10 protein-coding genes are annotated in these 17,135 nt (G+C 49.6%); 8 read left to right on the top strand and 2 right to left on the bottom strand.

The window, feature by feature from the left end; all coding sequences use genetic code 11:
- Positions 1 to 10 precede the first annotated feature (10 nt).
- Together WFK81_RS24860 and WFK81_RS24855 are read right to left on the bottom strand one after the other, a co-directional pair.
- Positions 11 to 1,735, bottom strand: coding sequence for a sensor histidine kinase (locus tag WFK81_RS24860; protein WP_336789357.1), 1,725 nt, complete (start codon positions 1,733 to 1,735; stop codon positions 11 to 13).
- Between the two features lie 664 nt (positions 1,736 to 2,399).
- Complete coding sequence (locus WFK81_RS24855) at positions 2,400 to 3,299, bottom strand: AraC family transcriptional regulator (protein WP_336789355.1); 900 nt, start codon at positions 3,297 to 3,299, stop codon at positions 2,400 to 2,402.
- A 153-nt stretch (positions 3,300 to 3,452) separates the two neighbouring features.
- On the opposite strand from WFK81_RS24855, the gene WFK81_RS24850 reads away from it, so the two are divergent.
- The 8 genes from WFK81_RS24850 (at position 3,453) to WFK81_RS24815 (ending at position 17,126) form a co-directional block, all read left to right on the top strand.
- Positions 3,453 to 6,170: a glycosyl hydrolase family 95 catalytic domain-containing protein gene (locus WFK81_RS24850; RefSeq protein ID WP_336789354.1), complete on the top strand. Its 2,718-nt coding sequence runs from the start codon at positions 3,453 to 3,455 to the stop codon at positions 6,168 to 6,170.
- Between the two features lie 34 nt (positions 6,171 to 6,204).
- The gene (locus WFK81_RS24845) at positions 6,205 to 8,400 is read left to right on the top strand and encodes a helix-turn-helix domain-containing protein (RefSeq protein ID WP_336789353.1); all 2,196 of its coding nucleotides are present in this window, start codon (positions 6,205 to 6,207) and stop codon (positions 8,398 to 8,400) included.
- Positions 8,401 to 8,427: 27 nt separating this feature from the next.
- The gene (locus WFK81_RS24840; RefSeq protein WP_336789352.1) at positions 8,428 to 10,107 is read left to right on the top strand and encodes an extracellular solute-binding protein; all 1,680 of its coding nucleotides are present in this window, start codon (positions 8,428 to 8,430) and stop codon (positions 10,105 to 10,107) included.
- A 360-nt stretch (positions 10,108 to 10,467) separates the two neighbouring features.
- Positions 10,468 to 11,415, top strand: a complete 948-nt coding sequence (locus tag WFK81_RS24835; RefSeq protein WP_442956099.1) for an ABC transporter permease — start codon at positions 10,468 to 10,470, stop codon at positions 11,413 to 11,415.
- A gap of 16 nt (positions 11,416 to 11,431) precedes the next feature.
- Positions 11,432 to 12,331 carry a carbohydrate ABC transporter permease gene (locus tag WFK81_RS24830; protein WP_336789350.1) on the top strand — a complete coding sequence of 300 codons (900 nt, stop codon included), beginning with the start codon at positions 11,432 to 11,434 and terminating at the stop codon, positions 12,329 to 12,331.
- Positions 12,332 to 12,434: 103 nt separating this feature from the next.
- Complete coding sequence (locus WFK81_RS24825; protein ID WP_336789349.1) at positions 12,435 to 14,114, top strand: ABC transporter substrate-binding protein; 1,680 nt, start codon at positions 12,435 to 12,437, stop codon at positions 14,112 to 14,114.
- 40 nt (positions 14,115 to 14,154) lie between these two features.
- On the top strand, positions 14,155 to 15,645 hold the full coding sequence (locus WFK81_RS24820) for an alpha-L-fucosidase (protein WP_336789348.1): 1,491 nt from the start codon (positions 14,155 to 14,157) through the stop codon (positions 15,643 to 15,645).
- Positions 15,646 to 15,971: 326 nt separating this feature from the next.
- Positions 15,972 to 17,126 (top strand): glycoside hydrolase family 88 protein, encoded by a 1,155-nt coding sequence (locus WFK81_RS24815; RefSeq protein WP_336789347.1) that lies wholly within the window; start codon positions 15,972 to 15,974, stop codon positions 17,124 to 17,126.
- Positions 17,127 to 17,135 lie beyond the last annotated feature (9 nt).

Raw genomic sequence — 17,135 nt, 5'->3', positions numbered from 1 at the left:
TACGTATTCATTAGGAATGTTGCCATCTTAATATGAACTGCATCCCGCCGGAGGTGGTCGAATGGATTTCAAGGCCTGAATTGGCGCCATACTGCAAAGCAAGTCTTTGATGAACATTCCAGACCCCGTATCCGCGGTTGTCATCATGTTCTTTGCTAAGGGTATCTCGCAGGGCTTCCAGCTTTTCTCTTGTCATGCCTCTTCCCGTATCTTCAATAATAATAGTATTCCAGTCATGTTCCCTGAAGCCTCGAATATGGATGGTGCCCCCCTCTGGCTGCGGTTCTATTCCGTGGATCACGGCATTCTCGACTATCGGTTGAACGGAAAGCCTTGGCAATGATTGCTTTAATAGATCTTCCTGAAGATCAATGTCGAACCGCAACCTCTTCATGCGCAGCTGCTGTATATTCAGATAGTTCCTGACAAACCTGATCTCCTCATCCACGGTAGCGTATTCTTTATCGGATTGGGTTGTATACCGGAAATATTCGCCTAGATTCAAGGACATGGCTACAACGGCTTCCTCATCACCCAATGTGGCCATATTCATAATGTAAAACAAACAATTATAAAGAAAATGCGGATTAATCTGCGATTGCAGCTGTTTGAGCTTAGCCTCTTTCGTATGCAACTGCTCAGCATAAACTTTTTCAATTAATTCTTGGATGTCAGCGGCCATATAGTTAAATCCTTCAAGCAGATAACCGAAATCAGAATCGCGGCGTTCCGGAATACGGACAGAGTAATCTCCGTTGCGGACCTTGCGCACCCCTTGAAGCAACTGTTTCATGGGCAATCGAATAAACCGGTATAACCACAGCGAAGCGGCAATGCCGAATACAACCAATGCCACGATAGATCCATAGAACAGATTGCGGCTTTTCGTTATGGGACTAAGGATTGCATGAATCGGGACAATATCAATCAGGTAGCAGTCCAGGCTTTGGAGCTTCAACGCGTTAAGCACGTAAGTGTCGCCGTCAAAAGCAACAATCTGGTTCGCTTTCACGTGATTAAGATTGTCGCCCAAATATTTTAACAGTTCATTGCTATATGGAGCCCCTTTTAAATTGTTCGAAAGAAACCCATGTCCAGGGTGATACAGCAGCGTTTCTCCATCTTGATTTCGGTTGTAGTTATCAAGCAAATCTCGAAGCGTATTCATTGAAAAGTAAATTTTCGTAATCTGCTGAACATTTCGAGCATCCGCCAAATAGGGATCGATAACGTAATGGGCGAAACGAAGAGCCTGGGTCCCATTAGCCGCAGGATTCAGTTCGAGAACCCAGGTCTTTTGTTCCAATAGCGGTAATTCTTCCAGATTTAGTGGATTGGCTTGTGCCAGAGTCTCCGGTACGACTCGTCCAACCTGCGGGTAATAGACAAGAATCCGGCTATCCCATTTGCTGGCTATTTGCTGAAGGCGCAATTTTTGTTCAACTGCATTAAGCGATGAAATCTCTACATACGACGAAAAGTCGGCTCCTACTTGCAGCGATTGAACCGAGTAGTCCCGGCTAATGACACTGGAGAGCATAACAAGACGCTGCGCTTCCTCCTCAATTTGACTATTAAAGAATGACAAACGATTCAGATTGAGCTGCTGAATTTGCGATTTAATAACATTTACGCTCGTATTATTGGAGTATCCGTATAAGATGACAATCGGACAGAGCAGAAGTATTAACATCACGAGAAGCTTGATGAAAATATTCGCTTTAACTGTTTTCATTCCTTGGCCCCCTGCAGAATTAGTGAATAAAAGAGTATGAATCTCCAAAATATTTTATTAGCATGAAGAACTGCATAAAGGAGCTGCTGTTATTTCTTTCTTTTTTTGTAGCAATGATGAGGGCATTATAGCAGAATTTTTTCAGATTGTGTGAAGATCTGACATGTATTTAGATTGCCGTTTCTTATGGTGAAACCAAGCTAAGAAAGATGAGGGAGAAGATAGATTAGATTCCTGAAGGCTTGATTCTTGTGTCGGGGCATCCTTAGCGGCATGATGACTTGAACGGGGATAATCGTAGGGGCGACCGTGATAGCCCATAGCTATAGGCTTTTTATGTTTTTATGTATGAACTTTCATGTCCGAGTTAAATGACACAAAAGTGTGCTCTTTGTATCTAATTTACACAAAAATAATTGCATTCCAGTGATTAACTTTTTTGTTAGGGATCGAGTCTTTTAATATTTGCCAGATAGGTATCGTAACATTTACGGTTTGGATGGGGATCCGCTTTTTCGTGACTAGCGGCATTTAATGAGTGGTGTCTCCATTAACACCAACTATACCATGCCAGTACGGGAACCGGGCGGAGGCTGGGGTATCACGATGAGAATAAAAGATCTGCCGTAATAATTAGTAGGTTTAAATAGATAAAATGTTCGTTTTAGTCAGCGGTTTTGGAGATTTGAGCAGAGCGCGATAATCGATACCGGCTTGCCGGCATTCCATAGTTTATTTTGAAAGCCGAGCAAAATTGCTCTAGAGACGAGTATCCGACCGTTTCCGCGATATGGCTGATTGTCATGGTCGTCGTGGTAAGAAAATGGGCAGCTGCGCTTAACCTGGCCATATTACGCTTTTGAGTAAACGTCATGCCGTAAAATTGTTTGATCGTTCTTTCCGTTTGTCTAACGCTTAAGCCCAATGTGCTCGCAAGCGCTTGTACGGTAATGAAGCGATACTGAGCCAGAAAGCTGTGTTCGATGGTGGCCAGTCGATTGTCGTCCCTCGTTTGCAGCGGTGTCGGCGAGACGGAGACGGCCGTCTGATCCCCCATATAATTCCGAATGAGCTTGATAACAATCTGTTCGAGAATGGTGCCTACATACCGGTGATATCCGATGGATTTGGAAGTCGTTTCGAATGAAAGCTGTTCGAACAGCGCCATCAAGTTTTGCGAATCTTGGCCGAACCAGAATGGAGTTTGCGCGAATGCTTCGGTCAAGATATCAAGTTCCCGATCCCGAGTAAGCTCGTGATCCAGCAGCTCGAAGCAAATACAGTATTCCGACATGGGATCCGATGGATTCGTGATCTGTTCATGGACGACATCAGGGCCTGTCATAAACAAGGTGCCGGGGATGATCGGATAACTGTGGCCGTTCGCAATCAACGTTCCTTGCCCGAGAGGAATAAAATGCATTTCATAGCTTCGTTTGCTATGGATGTGTTCCGGAAAAGAACGATAAAAAATGCCCAACTTGATATAGAGCACATTCAGTGCAAGCCCGCCGACTGTGATCTTCAGATTCGTATTTTCCAGGTGGATCGGCGGTAAATTCATGTTCCATTCGCTCCTCAGACCGATTATGTTCCCATTATAACAGATCTGCGAATTTGCGACATTTAGAGCGAGGATCTGTCGTTCTAGTGAATGCCGCTTTATAGGAGGTGATCGTTATAATAATAGTCAAACGAGGTGAAGGAGAATCATAGCATGATGAAAGATTCGAACTCTGTACGCCTGTACGAAAAAGGAAATTACGCCGGCACCTATACCGAGATTCCAGCTTCCAATCCCGGTCGGGCGTGGCGGGACGGAATGGTTAGCGGAAACGGAGAGAACGGGTACGTCACGTCCGGATCGCCGTATGCGGACACCTTTATTTTTCAATATATGTGGTTTAACTATCCTTCCAGAGAGCCGAGAGTGATTCCGGAAGAACTGACGGGGCAGCTTGCCGCGGCCAGGAGGAATGTTTTTCATCTTAACGATCAATGGAAGATTACTTTTCCGGACGGGACAACCAGGAAAAGAACCTTTTTGTACAGCTATCATCCGGGACATCAGCTCAGATTAAACGCCAAGAACAAGGGAAGCGTGTCCGGCTATGAAAGATGGACGAACTATGAGACGGCGGAAACCGGCGTCCGTTATTCCGACGAATGCGGCGAGTGGATCCGAACCTCGTTTACGTCCAGAGAAGACAATGTATCGATTACGAAGATCGCGCAATCGTCCGCCGGCGCCAAAATCAACATGATCATTTCCATCGATGACATATCGGGCATGTACAAAGCGCGGGACGGGGCGTCCGAGCTGACGGCGCTCCAATACAAGAAGCTAGTTGACCCGAATGCTACCTATATCGCGCAGGTTGCCCATTACCCGTCCTACCCGGGCAGCGAGCTGATCGACGGAGGATACGCCGGTCTGACCCGGGTTGTGGTCGTTAACGGAACCCAGAAGAGAGTGCTGCTCGCGGACACGAATGAACCAATGAATGTCGGAGAGGAACGGAATCCGGCGATTCAAGTGACCGATGCCGAAGCCGTCTATTTAATCACGCAATCGAACCGAACATTCGATATGGGCAAAATCGATGATTTTGCAGGCATGACGCGATACGAGGTCGTTGACGGTCTGTTCCAGAATACGAATGCTGTCGCTAAAAAATATAAGGACGTTTCCGGCAAATTCGATTACAATGCGGCCCTTGCGCCTCATGCGTTAAAACAAGCCGCGGAATTTAACGCCGTGCGTTTTTCTCTTGCAGGCGACGAGGACGACAAGATTGCAGACAATGTAACGCTGATCAACGCGCAGAAAGCATCCAAATCGAGAATCCATCATGCTTTTATGGAACAGGTGTACAACCAGGGACGCTATGCCTTGATTTGCTGCAGCGGCTCAAGCGCGCCGCGATTGTATGGCATGTGGACCGGAGAGTGGAATCCAGGCTGGCGCGCCATCTATACCCTTGACGCCAACGTGAATTTGCAGGTCTCTCCCATGAATACAGGCCATATGACGCATGCCCAGCTTGGGTATATCACTTTCTTCTTGAGAAATACGCCCGATTTTGAATACAATGCGCGAATGGCTTACGGGATGCATGATGCGCTTCAGGTGTCGGTCAATTCGGACATCGACCGCGGGATGCACGTGGAATACGACAATGACTACCCGTTTCAATATTGGAACGCGGGGGCAAGCTGGTGTCTGCTTCCCATCTTCGAGTATTGGCAGTGCTACGGCAACCAACAGATCCCGATCAACAATTATATGAGAATCCACGAACTGAAGCCTATTCTCAGCGTACGGGATGGGGGGCTGACGGATGGAGAATTCGAAAAGCTGCTCGAAAAGGGATATCTGGATTTGGAAAAAGATATTTTGCTTACGCTGTTGACCAAGCAGGCCAATTTCTGGGAGCAGTTATGTACGCCGGAGTACTATACCGATGTAAACGGCAAAGCGTGCTATGAGCAAGGCAAGTCGGTGCTAAATCCAGGCGAGAAATATCTGCTGATCCCTGCCTATTCGCCGGAGAATAACCCGATCGGTTACAACAGCACGCTTACGGCCAATGCCACCATGGATATTTCGGCTGCGCGGGACGGACTGCATATGGTCATAGCCGTGGAACGAGCGGTCAAACGCGACGGATACGAAGCAGCAGTCGACCGGTGGGAGTCATTGCTGGAGCTGCTGCCGGACTACAAGATGGACAAGGACGGCGCTTTGCGCGAATGGGCGATGAACGAATATACGGAGAACAACAACCACCGCCATTTGAGCCATCTCTACCCGGCATGGCCAGCATACGAGACGCAGAACGATGCGGAGCTCACGAAAGCCGCCATTACCGCGGTGGAGAACCGAAACAAATACAATACGTCGGACGCCACGGCGGGGCATGGTTGGATGCACAAGGCGCTGGTCTCTGCGAGATTAAAGGACGGCAACGAAGTAGCCGCTTCCCTTCTGCCGATGATGACGGATTCCGGTTATTACGCGTCGCTGATGACGGATCATGACACAAACAGAAGATGCGATACTTATTGCACAGATACCTTGTTCGGTACTATGGGAGCCGTTAATGAAGCGCTGCTATTCTCCAACACCGGTGAAATTGAGGTTCTTCCGGCACTGCCCTCGGAATGGCATTCGGGGTCCATTCATGGGTTAATGGCAAGAACCCGGATGGAGGTCCGAGCTTTAACATGGGATCTCTTATCCAAAACGGTGAGCGTTACCTTGAATTCCATTGCTAATTCCAATGAAATCAAATTAAAATTGGGCATCCCTTGGACAAAAGCCACGGTCAACGGAAGAGAAGCAGCGGCTCTTGAAGGGGGAGCCGGCAAACATCTTCACTTGTCGCTGAATTCCGGCATAGACGTTACAGTCGAATTTACATTATCCGATTAACGGGATAGATCGAGCTTGTTAGAGGAGGAGGCTAATGAGTAAGATTTGGCTTCGAAAGATGATCTGGTCATACATCCCGCTCTTTCTGATCGTTTTTTCTTTTTTGCTTTTCGTTTTTCTTCGGGTAATCGTGGACCAGAACCGAAAGAATGCGAAAGAGTCCAGCGAGGTATTCACAGCCCAACTGCTGCAGTCGGTCAATGTTTCCTTGAAAACGGTGGATCATATGGTGATCCGCGAGCTTCTGAACAGCAAGTTGCTGGCCGGTTATTTCGAAGACAGCGGAACCGGCAGCGTTTATTTAAACTATGAGGTTCTGGAGCGTCTCAACGAATTGAAGCGGGAAGTGCCGTTGATCGATTCCTTCTATTTGTACCGATACAGCGACGGAACCATTCTTTCGGGAAATATGCGGAAAAATATCGATATATTCGAAGACCGGGCGTTCGCTCGGTCCGTTTCCGGTTTCCATAACGGGCCTCTTTGGACCGATGTACGGGAGTATCGCGAACTCTCTTTCCAGAACACGAAGCGCGTCGTCAGCCTCGTTCATGAGGTTCCGGTCAGCTCCGGATCGAAAGGGATTATCGTGGTGAATATCGATACTTCTTCCATTCGGGCAACCGTATCCTCTCTTTACGACGAAGCCAACACTTACGTGAATATTTTTGGCCGGAACCGGCAACCGATTTATATCGGTAATTTGGAACCGGACCGCAAAGTAATGGCCAGCTTAACGTCCGATTACACCGGCTGGACTGTAGAAAGCGGGATGAACAGCGGACTGCTGGCCCAGTCAACATCGGCATTCTCCAGCGTTTGGTTTGCAGTCGGTGTACTTGTGTTTGTCGGCGGCCTTATACTCACCATCTATATTACACGGGCGAACTACAAGCCTCTTGAAGAGCTGGTGGTGAAGCTGAACCATTCGCTGTTCGACGGAAACGGCTCAGCAGGCAGCGTATCACTCGATGAGTTTGCCTTTATTGAATCCGCTATCAATAATTTTGCTGCACAGTCGAAGCTTGTAGAGAGGGAATTCAGCGAGACGGCCATCCTGAAACGCAAACATGCATTCAGCATTCTGATCCACGGCCATTACGAGAATGGAGAATTGTCGGAGACTCCTGTCGAGGACTTGCAATTGCCGGCATTCCATATGCTGAAGGCGATCGTGATCGAGGTCGACAATGCGGAGCAGGCATTCTTTACATACAGCGGCCGGGACCGCTCGCTATTCAAATTCGTCGTCAGCAGTGTTGTCAACGAAATGATTCAGCAGCCGGATACATCCGTCTGGCTGGAATGGACATCTCCTACCCATTTGTCCGCTGTTATTTTCCAGAATGGTCAAAAGGACCTCACATCCGTCTATGAATCGATTGTCGACTGGATTGCCAAAAATCTCAAGTTCACCGTTACCATTGGAGTCGGTCGTGCAACATCCCGTATTGAAGATATTCGTTCTTCCTATGAAGAAGCTTGCTCGATCCTGCATTTCAAGGCCGTGCTTGGTACGAACCGGATCATCCGGTACTCGGACGCCGAGCACCAGCAGCGTAAGAATGAGCATGAGCATCTTCGCGTGATTCACGAGATCTCGTCAGCCTTTCGCCTTGGGGAGGAGCAGTGGAAGACCCTATATTGGAAGCTCTTCAACAATATTCGCGCGGATAAACCTAGGAAAGCCGAGATCGTCAAACTATTAGATTATTTGCTTGCCTACCTGGGGCTTCATCACTCGAACGGGTCCAAGGAGGAAAACCAGATTGTCAGGCAGGCGCTCGAAGACGTTCGCGTCAAGATGGAGACATTCGATACGCTGAACGAACTGAGCCAGACGCTGTTCGCGGTGCTGGACGAATGCAGCAGACAGCTGCAGGAATTGCGCTCGCCGCGAGCCTACTATACCTTATTGCAGGACATCAAGGAGTGCATAGAGAACGAGTACGCAAACCCGAATCTGTCGCTCGATTTCCTGAGTGATAGATTTTCTGTCAACTCCAAATACCTAAGCAGATTATACAAAGAAACATTCGGCGAAAATTTCCTGGACTTCCTGGCTTCCGTAAGGATTGGGAAAGCGAAGGAGCTGCTTATCCACAGCGAGGTTCCGATCCAGGAGGTGGGCGAGAAAGTGGGATACCCCAATTCCGCGACCTTCCGCCGCGTGTTCCGCAAGATGGAGGGACTGCCGCCGCAGGATTATCGCAGTCGAATGCAAGAGTAGGAGCCCGATTGCCCGGAGGTGGACACAGTGATCAGAAGTCGAACGATTGTATTATCCGTAATGGTTACGGCTGCAATCGCGCTGATAAGCTGTATGATATGGATCATTCATGAAAGGGGCCTTTCGGCCGGCGGATCCCTGAATCGCGGCACGGAGACGGTCATCCGTAAACCGGGTGAATTCCCTATCGCCGACAAGCGCGTGAAGCTTGAGGTATTGGTGGGCTCCGACCTTACGAAAGAGGAATTGGAGAATAATTGGTTCACGAAATATGTGGAACAAAAGCTCGGCATTGATCTCCAGTTCGTTATTGCCAAAGAGAGCGAACTGGACAATGCGGAAGACATGTTGTTTGCAAGCGGGGATTACCCGGCGGTCATTCTCGACGGCAGTCTTACACCCGATGAACAGGTGCGATATGGACAGAGGGGCATCTTTCGCCCGCTGAACGGCTTAATAGACCAATATGGCGACCGTCTGAAGGAGATTTTCCGCCAAAATCCGGATTTAAAGAAGTCGATTACGGCTCCCGACGGAAATATTTACGCGCTTCCATCAGTAAATGAATGCTTCCATTGCTGGTATGCGCAAAAGCTGTGGATCAATACGTCGTGGCTAAATAAGCTGAACCTGGAAATGCCAAAGACGACGGAGGAGCTCTACCAGGTGCTTCGCGCCTTCAAGCTGAAGGATCCGAATGGAAACGGGCTCCAGGACGAGATTCCGCTCAGCGGAGCGATGAACAGCTGGCATACGGAAATCACGGGATTTTTGATGAGCGCCTTTATTTATAACACAGACACCAATTACTTCTATGTGCGTGACGGCACTGTCGGAATGGCTGCCATCCAGCCGGAATGGCGGGAAGGGCTTGCCTATATCCACAAGCTGTTCCGCGAGGGATTGATCGACCCGGAAGTATTCACCCAATCCCTTGACGGGCTAGTGGAGACGGCATCTCGCAAAGATAATGTGCTTGGCGCGGTCACCACGGGATATGCCCGGATGGTTTTCGATAGCAACACCGGCAGCCGGAGCGGCAATTATGAGGCTGTCCCGCCCTTGATCGGTTCTTCCGGTTATCAGACTGCCGGATACTTCAGCTCATTCGACCGCGCGAACTTTGCAATCACCGATAAAGCAACGGATGCCGAAGCGTCTGCCGCTCTGCGCTTGGCCGACTTCCTCATGACGGAAGAGGCGACTATCCGCAACGAGTGGGGGCCGGAGAACAAGTGGTGGCGGAAAGGACGGCCGGGGGAATACGACGAGCACGGAAGGCCCGCAAAATATTGGCTCGATCCCGAATTTTCCAGTTCGTCCGCACAGAACGACGTCTGGGCTCAGATGGGCCTGCTCTATCGGGATCGGGACCTGCGGGAGTCGTGGGCCGTGACGGAGAGTCCAGGTTCGTTCGTCGACTATGAGCATCGGCTTTATGAGGAGACGCTGCGGAAGTATGCGGGCAAGGAACCGGATGAGGTCTATCCGGACTATATCTTTATGGATACATCCTCAGCCGAGGAAGCCGCCCGATTGAAGGCTCCAATCGATGAATATATTCAAACAAACCTGGTTCAGTTCATTACGGGCGTGAAGGATACGGTTGCCGATTGGGACGATTATGTCACCGGGCTGAAGCAGTTGAAACTCGACCGGTACATGGAGATCCATCAGAACGCTTACGATGCCTATAAACAAAAATGAGAAAACCTCTATCGAGGCCTCTCGACGATGAGCGACCGCGTCAAATAGGTAGGTTTTATCGCCAAATAGAATTTCAGTTTTCGACTGACATCGAAACTTATAAATTCTATTGTGGTAAGAACAGGCCTTGGTTCAGAACATCCTTCTGGATCAGGCTTTTTTATGTTTTGAAGAATACTGATCGGTATGCGAAAAATGAGCGGTTCCTTAAATTCATACGAATGTAAGCGCTTTTAGAAATGTGCTCGGCAGTAGATTTCTGTCCGTTGACGGTCTCGGCCGGAGTTCGCTATCGTTAGGCCAGTCAGGTTGAATCTACCGCAAGGAAAGGGCGTGGTCGGGTAAATGAAAACCAGTGTTATGGATGCGCGCGGCAAGTACAAGAGAAGCGGATTGCCGTCCGCCAGGAGGATGTGGAAAGGGGTCAAACGGCATTGGCAGCTGTACCTGCTCATTATTGCTCCAATGGCTTATATTGTGATCTTTAAGTACATTCCCATGTACGGCGCGCAAATTGCGTTTCGGGATTACAGCGTCATTAAGGGATTTACGGGCAGTGAATTTGTAGGACTCAAGCACTTTCAATCGTTCTTTCAATCGCCAAACTTCTGGCTGCTGATCAAGAACACGCTCGGCATTAGCTTGTACTCATTGGCCGTCGGCTTTCCTGCTCCGATTATTCTGGCGCTGGCCCTTAATGAGATCAAGAGCATGACGTTCAAGAAGACCGTCCAGACGGTAACCTTCGCACCCTTTTTCATCTCGACCGTCGTTATGGTTTCCATGATCATTATTTTCCTCTCTCCGCGGCTCGGCTTCGTGGATTACATTGTTCGCGGGCTTGGTTTCGATTCTATCAACTTCATGGGCACGCCGGGTTATTTCAAGAGCATCTATGTCCTCTCCAATGTCTGGCAGGGAATCGGATACGGTGCCGTCATTTACCTGGCCGCGCTAGCCGGCATCAATCCCGAGCTGTACGAAGCGGCAAAGGTAGACGGCGCTTCACGATTGCAGAAGATACGGCATGTCGATTTGCCGGGCATAGCTCCGGCGGCAATCATCCTGCTGATTCTAAGCGTCGGCCAGATTATGAACGTCGGCTTCGAGAAGATTTACCTGATGCAGAATCCGCTTAACGTCAGCACTTCGGAAGTCATATCCACTTATGTGTATAAGATGGGTCTGCTTGGAGCGAACTTCAGCTTCTCGTCTGCCGTCGACCTATTCAACTCCGTCATCAACCTGATTCTGCTCATTACCGTCAATTCGATTGCCAAACGCATTTCCGATAGTAGTCTGTGGTAAAGGAGGAACGATATTCATGAACCGTGTAAACGCAATACGCGAATCGGTCCGCGACAGGATATTCCTTGGGTTTATTTACTTCTTTCTCTTCTGCGTGCTTGCCGTGGTCATTTATCCGCTCATTTTCATCCTCAGTTCCTCGTTCAGTTCGCCGCAGGCTGTCGTCAGCGGACGGGTCTGGCTGTGGCCGGTAGACATAAGTCTGATGGGTTATAAGGTAATCTTCTCTAATCCGGCCATTCTGACCGGCTATATCAATTCGTTCATCTATACCGTGCTTGGCGTAATGATAAACATTGTCATGACGGTGGCAATCGCCTATCCGCTGTCTAAGTCGACGTTCGTGGGACGTAATGCGATCATGATGATTCTCGTCTTCACCATCCTGTTCAGCGGTGGACTGATTCCGACGTATCTGACCGTCAAGGCGGTTGGCATTCTGGATACGAGGTGGGCCATGGTTTTGCCCGGAGCGTTAGCTGTCTTTCAGGTCATCGTTGCGCGGACGTTTTTCCAGTCTACCATTCCGAAGGAACTAGGCGAAGCGGCGGAGCTTGACGGGTGCTCGGATATCGGGTTTCTGTGGCGAGTCGTCCTGCCGCTCTCGAAGGCCATCCTGGCCGTACTGATCTTGTTCTACGCGGTAGGCAACTGGAATGCTTACTTCGACGCGCTGATCTATTTAAAATCACCCGAACTGTATCCGCTTCAGATCATTCTGCGCAACATCCTTATTCTTAATAGCATTGATGCCTCTTCCCTCGTGGACGCCAATCAGATGGCCGCAAGACAGGGGCTGCGCGATCTTTTGAAATTCTCGCTTATCGTGGTTGCGACGGTCCCTATTCTTTGTATCTATCCGTTCGTCCAGAAGTTTTTCGTCCAAGGGATCATGATCGGCTCTATCAAAGGGTAGCGGGAAATCGCGTAGAAGGGAGGTGAGGCCGAAAGCGGGCAAGAAAAACGGAAGATAGCAGAATGACGCAAACTGAGCAAAGGAATAAAAAGGAGGAGTCATCTTGGAAAAGAGACGAAAAATCGGAATGGCCGTCAGTCTCGCGTTGATAATCGCCCTGCTCCTGAGTGCATGCAGCGGGGGCAACAACAATACGGGAAATAGCGGAGGCGGCGGAGCCGCCAACGCCGAAGGCGAGCAGACTTTGGATGGCAAAGGCCCGGTTACGCTGGATGTATTCCTGTCATTATCTCCACGCATTGAGGATATAAAAACAAATGCCGTTACCAAGTATATCGAGAATAAGCTGAATATCAAATTCAAATTCGATGCTGCGCCGAGCGCGAGCGCAGGGGATAAGAAGAAGTTGATTATGGCCAGCGGCGATTACCCTTCCGTGTTCCTTTCCGGCGATTTCACGCAGTCCGAACAGATCGATTACGGCCAGCAGGGCGTGCTGCTTCCGCTGAACGATCTGATCGACCAGTACGGCAGTGAGATTAAAAAAGCGTTCGATGACGATCCTGATCTCAAAACGGCCATTACGGCGCCGGACGGCAATATTTACGCGCTCCCGCATGTGAATGATTGCTTCCATTGTTGGTACTCCCAGAAAGCATGGATCAACAAGGCGTGGTTAGACAAGCTTGGATTGCCTATGCCAAAAACGACGGACGACTTCTATAACGTTCTCAAGGCGTTCAAGACGGGGGACCCGAACGGCAACGGCAAAGCCGACGAGATTCCCTATTCCGGCGCCATTGGAACATGGCATGGCGTTCCTTCAAACTTCCTCATGAATGCGTTTATTTATGACAATGACGAGGACTTCTTCAACATGAAGGACGGAAAGGTTGATCTTTCCGCCAATAAGCCGGAATGGAGACAAGGCCTCGAATATGTGAACAAGCTGTACAGCGAGGGACTTATCGACAAGGAATCGTTCACGCAAAACGGTGACGCGCTTTCGCAGGTAGCCAACCAAGTTGGAGATAACGTGCTAGGCGTCATCGCCGGCGGCATTCCTAGTCTGTACTTCAGCCTTGCGGCCGACCAAACACGCCACAAAGATTATGTATCCATTCCTCCATTGACGGGTCCGAACGGCATCGCATATACGGCTTACTATAAATCGTATGGAAACGGGCAATTCGCCATTACGAACAAGGCGTCGAAAGAACAACAGATTGCGGCGATCAAGATGGCGGATTACATGTGGTCCGAGGATCATGCGATCACGAACGAATACGGATTGGAAGGAAAGTACTGGGAAAAGGCTCCTTCAGGAACCGTTGACGTCCGAGGCAGACCGGCGAAGTATAATCTTAAGCCCGAGTACTTCGATATGGTCTCTTCTACTACAAATAATGATACGTGGGATCAAATGGGCATCACGCGCCGGACGCGCGATATCCGCGAATCCTGGGTAGCTCCGAAAGATCCGATGACGCAGGAAGGGTATGAGTACAGACTGTTCCTCGAAACGCAGAAAAACTACGAGAACAAACAGCCGAAAGAGACCTTCCCGCTCGGTATCTTCATGGAAACGGCGGATGCCAAGGAAGTTAACCAATTGAAGCCGCAAATCAATGACTACATCCGCTCGAATATGGCGCAGTTCATAACCGGATCGAAGAAGCTTACGGACAATGAGTGGAACGCGTACGTGAAGGGCTTCGACGGCTTAAAACTGAAACGCTATCTGGAAATTTACCAGAACGCGTACGACAAAATGGCAAAGTAACGGAGATCATGCCTAGACAACCAATTAGGAGGTTTTTCATTTGCTGAAGACAGAAATTGCTAAGGGTCCCTACGAACCAACCTTTGATTCCTTGCGGACGTTCGAATGCCCGGACTGGTTCAGAGACGCTAAGCTTGGCATCTGGTCGCACTGGGGCGCTCAATCGGTCCCGATGTACGGAGACTGGTACGCGCGCAACCTTTACGTCGAAGGCTCTGAACAGTACCGCTATCATGTCCGGCACTACGGACATCCGTCGCAATTTGGCTACAAAGACATCGTGCAGCTGTGGAAAGCCGAGAAATTCGATCCCGAAGAGCTGATGGACTTGTACGCAGCGGCAGGAGCCAAATACTTCGTAGCGCAGGCGATGCACCACGACAACTTTTTCAATTACGACTCCAGGATCCATCGGTGGAATTCCGTGAACATGGGTCCGAAAAAGGATATCGTCGCGCTATGGAAGCAGGCTGCGGTGAAACGGGGACTGCCGTTCGGGCTGACCGAACATCTTGGCGCTACGTTCAGTTGGTTCCATTGGAACAAAGGGCAGGACAAGGAAGGACCGTACAAAGGCATTCCCTATGACGGCAATGATCCCGAGTACGAGGATCTGTACCTGCCGAACCGCGAGCATCACGACCCGGGCAAGAAAATGTACGATCTGGACCCGTGGTATACACCGAATCAATGGTGGCATCAGCGCTGGTTCGATATCGTAAAGGAAGTCATCGACCTGTATCAACCGGATCTACTGTACTCGGACGGCGTGGTGCCGTTCGTCAACACGTGGGACAAATCGGATTTTAATCCTGATCATCCTGATTACCAGACTGGGCTGCACGCAGTCGCGCACTTGTACAACACAAGCGCTTCGCTTAACGGCGGCGTAAACAGGGCGGTATATAACCAAAAGGACCGCAAGAAAGAGATTTACAGCATTGGCGTGATGGATATCGAGCGCAGCCAAGAGCCCGATATCAAACCGGAACCGTGGCAGACGGACACCTGCCTGGGCGACTGGTTCTATAATGTAAAATCCGTCTACAAGAAGCCGGGGCATGTCATCGAGATGTTTGTAGATATCATTGCCAAGAACGGCAATCTGCTGTTGAACATTCCGCAGAAGCCCGATGGCACGATCGACGATGAATGCAGGCACATCTTGAAGGAAATGGCGCGGTGGATTGAAGCCTGCGGGGAGGGGGTATATGGCACCCGGCCGTTCCGCGTGTCGGGCGAAGGCGGCACTCGCGTCGTTATCGATCACTTTAAGGAAGACAAGGCGGAGTGGACCGCGTCGGATTTCCGGTTCACGCAGAAAGGCAGCACGGTCTATGCGTTCCAGATGGCTGTGCCGCAAGACCGTCTTGCCGTAATCCGAACATTCGGCTCGGAGGAGAAGGTGAAGAACGTGCGGCTGCTCGGTGCCGGAGAAGTGCCGTTCCAGCAATCGTTCGGTGCGCTCGTCGTTTCGCTGCCGGAGTCACTGCCGACGGAATACGTCAATTGCCTTGCCATTGAAATTTAAACATAGGCTTGAATGGAGAAAAGAGCAACGAATGCGTTTGCTCTTTTCTTTTTGACCATAATAGAATTTATAAAATTTTGAGTCACAAAAACTGAAATTCTATTCTGGCGATAAAACCTTCCTCTACACGCGGTCGCTCTTCTTCGAAAGGCCTCGATAGAGGTTTTCTCACCAAGATTGAGTTCAAATCGCATCAGGATACGCTGCAGCGTGTTTTTGAACAGGTTCAAAAACCATCAAATCGGCGTTTTGATAAAACGAGAACTTGAACACTCATAGATATGCTATTAAAGTGAAAGGGAAATGGCTTCGAGGAGGAGAGAAGGGTGTTGCTGGCAAACGATCGACAGTGGGTCAGCGATGTTATCGCGAAAATCACGGCAAAAATGGACGTGGTGAGCGAAAGATCGCAATATAAAATTCCCTACACCACCATTAACGGTTCGCATGACCATCGACCGGATATGAAACCGGGCAGCGATCCGGCGGACGGAATCAGTTGGTGGACGAACGGTTTCTGGGGCGGCATGATGTGGCTGATGCACCACGAGACGGGCAATGAAAAATATAAGGACATCGCGGTTCGCTCGGAAGAGCTTCTTGATGAATGCTTCCATAGCTTTTTTGGCTTGCATCATGATGTCGGATTTATGTGGCTCCCGACCAGCGTGGCCAACTATAGAGTAACGAAGAACCCGGAATCGAGGAAGCGGGCGCTGCACGCGGCGAACTTGCTCGCCGGTCGCTTTAATCTCGCCGGGGGCTTTATCCGCGCGTGGAATGATCTGGAGGGGACGGATACCCGGGGCTGGGCTATCATCGATTGTATGTTGAACATTCCTTTGCTTTATTGGGCTACGGGAGAAACCGGGGATCCACGTTACAAGCATATCGCCATGCGTCACGCGGATACGGCAATGTCCGCATTTGTTCGGGCAGATGGCTCTGTCAATCATATCGTCGAGTTCGATCCATACGAGGGTTCGGTCTTACGCACCTACGGCGGTCAAGGCTATGAGGACGGCTCCTCATGGACTCGCGGACAATCCTGGGGACTGTACGGCTTCATGATGAGCTTCACGCATACTGGGAGACAGGAGTATTTGGATACGGCGAAACGAATTGCGCATTATTTTATCGCTAATATTCCTGAAAACGGTATCATTCCAATCGACTTCCGTCAGCCGAAGGAGCCGGCTTACGAGGATTCAACGGCGGCTGCAATCGCTGCATGCGGATTAATCGAGATTGCAAAGGCTGTTCGAGAACATGAAAAGGATTTGTATTTAAACGCCGCTCTGAAACTATTAAAGACGTTGGATGCTTCATGCTGCGATTGGAAGCTGGAGGTGGATCATCTCCTTATCAACGGTTCTGCAGCGTACCATAATCCGGATCGACATACGCCTATTATTTATGGCGATTATTATTTCATGGAGGCTATTTTCAAGCTGAAAGGAAACGATTTGTATTTATGGTAACGTATGATG

The sequence above is a fragment of the Paenibacillus sp. MMO-177 genome (genome assembly GCF_037147795.1).
Taxonomy (GTDB): Bacteria; Bacillota; Bacilli; order Paenibacillales; family Paenibacillaceae; genus Pristimantibacillus.
Note: the sequence above shows the minus strand (reverse complement) of the source record. Positions and strands in the feature narration are given on the sequence as shown.

Bases quoted from the DNA above. Each gene is read 5' to 3' on its own strand.
- WFK81_RS24860 (WP_336789357.1), bottom strand. From the start codon at position 1,735: ATGAAAACAGTTAAAGCGAATATTTTCATCAAGCTTCTCGTGATGTTA.
- WFK81_RS24855 (WP_336789355.1), bottom strand. From the start codon at position 3,299: ATGAATTTACCGCCGATCCACCTGGAAAATACGAATCTGAAGATCACA.
- WFK81_RS24850 (WP_336789354.1), top strand. From the start codon at position 3,453: ATGATGAAAGATTCGAACTCTGTACGCCTGTACGAAAAAGGAAATTAC.
- WFK81_RS24845 (WP_336789353.1), top strand. From the start codon at position 6,205: ATGAGTAAGATTTGGCTTCGAAAGATGATCTGGTCATACATCCCGCTC.
- WFK81_RS24835 (WP_442956099.1), top strand. From the start codon at position 10,468: ATGGATGCGCGCGGCAAGTACAAGAGAAGCGGATTGCCGTCCGCCAGG.
- WFK81_RS24830 (WP_336789350.1), top strand. From the start codon at position 11,432: ATGAACCGTGTAAACGCAATACGCGAATCGGTCCGCGACAGGATATTC.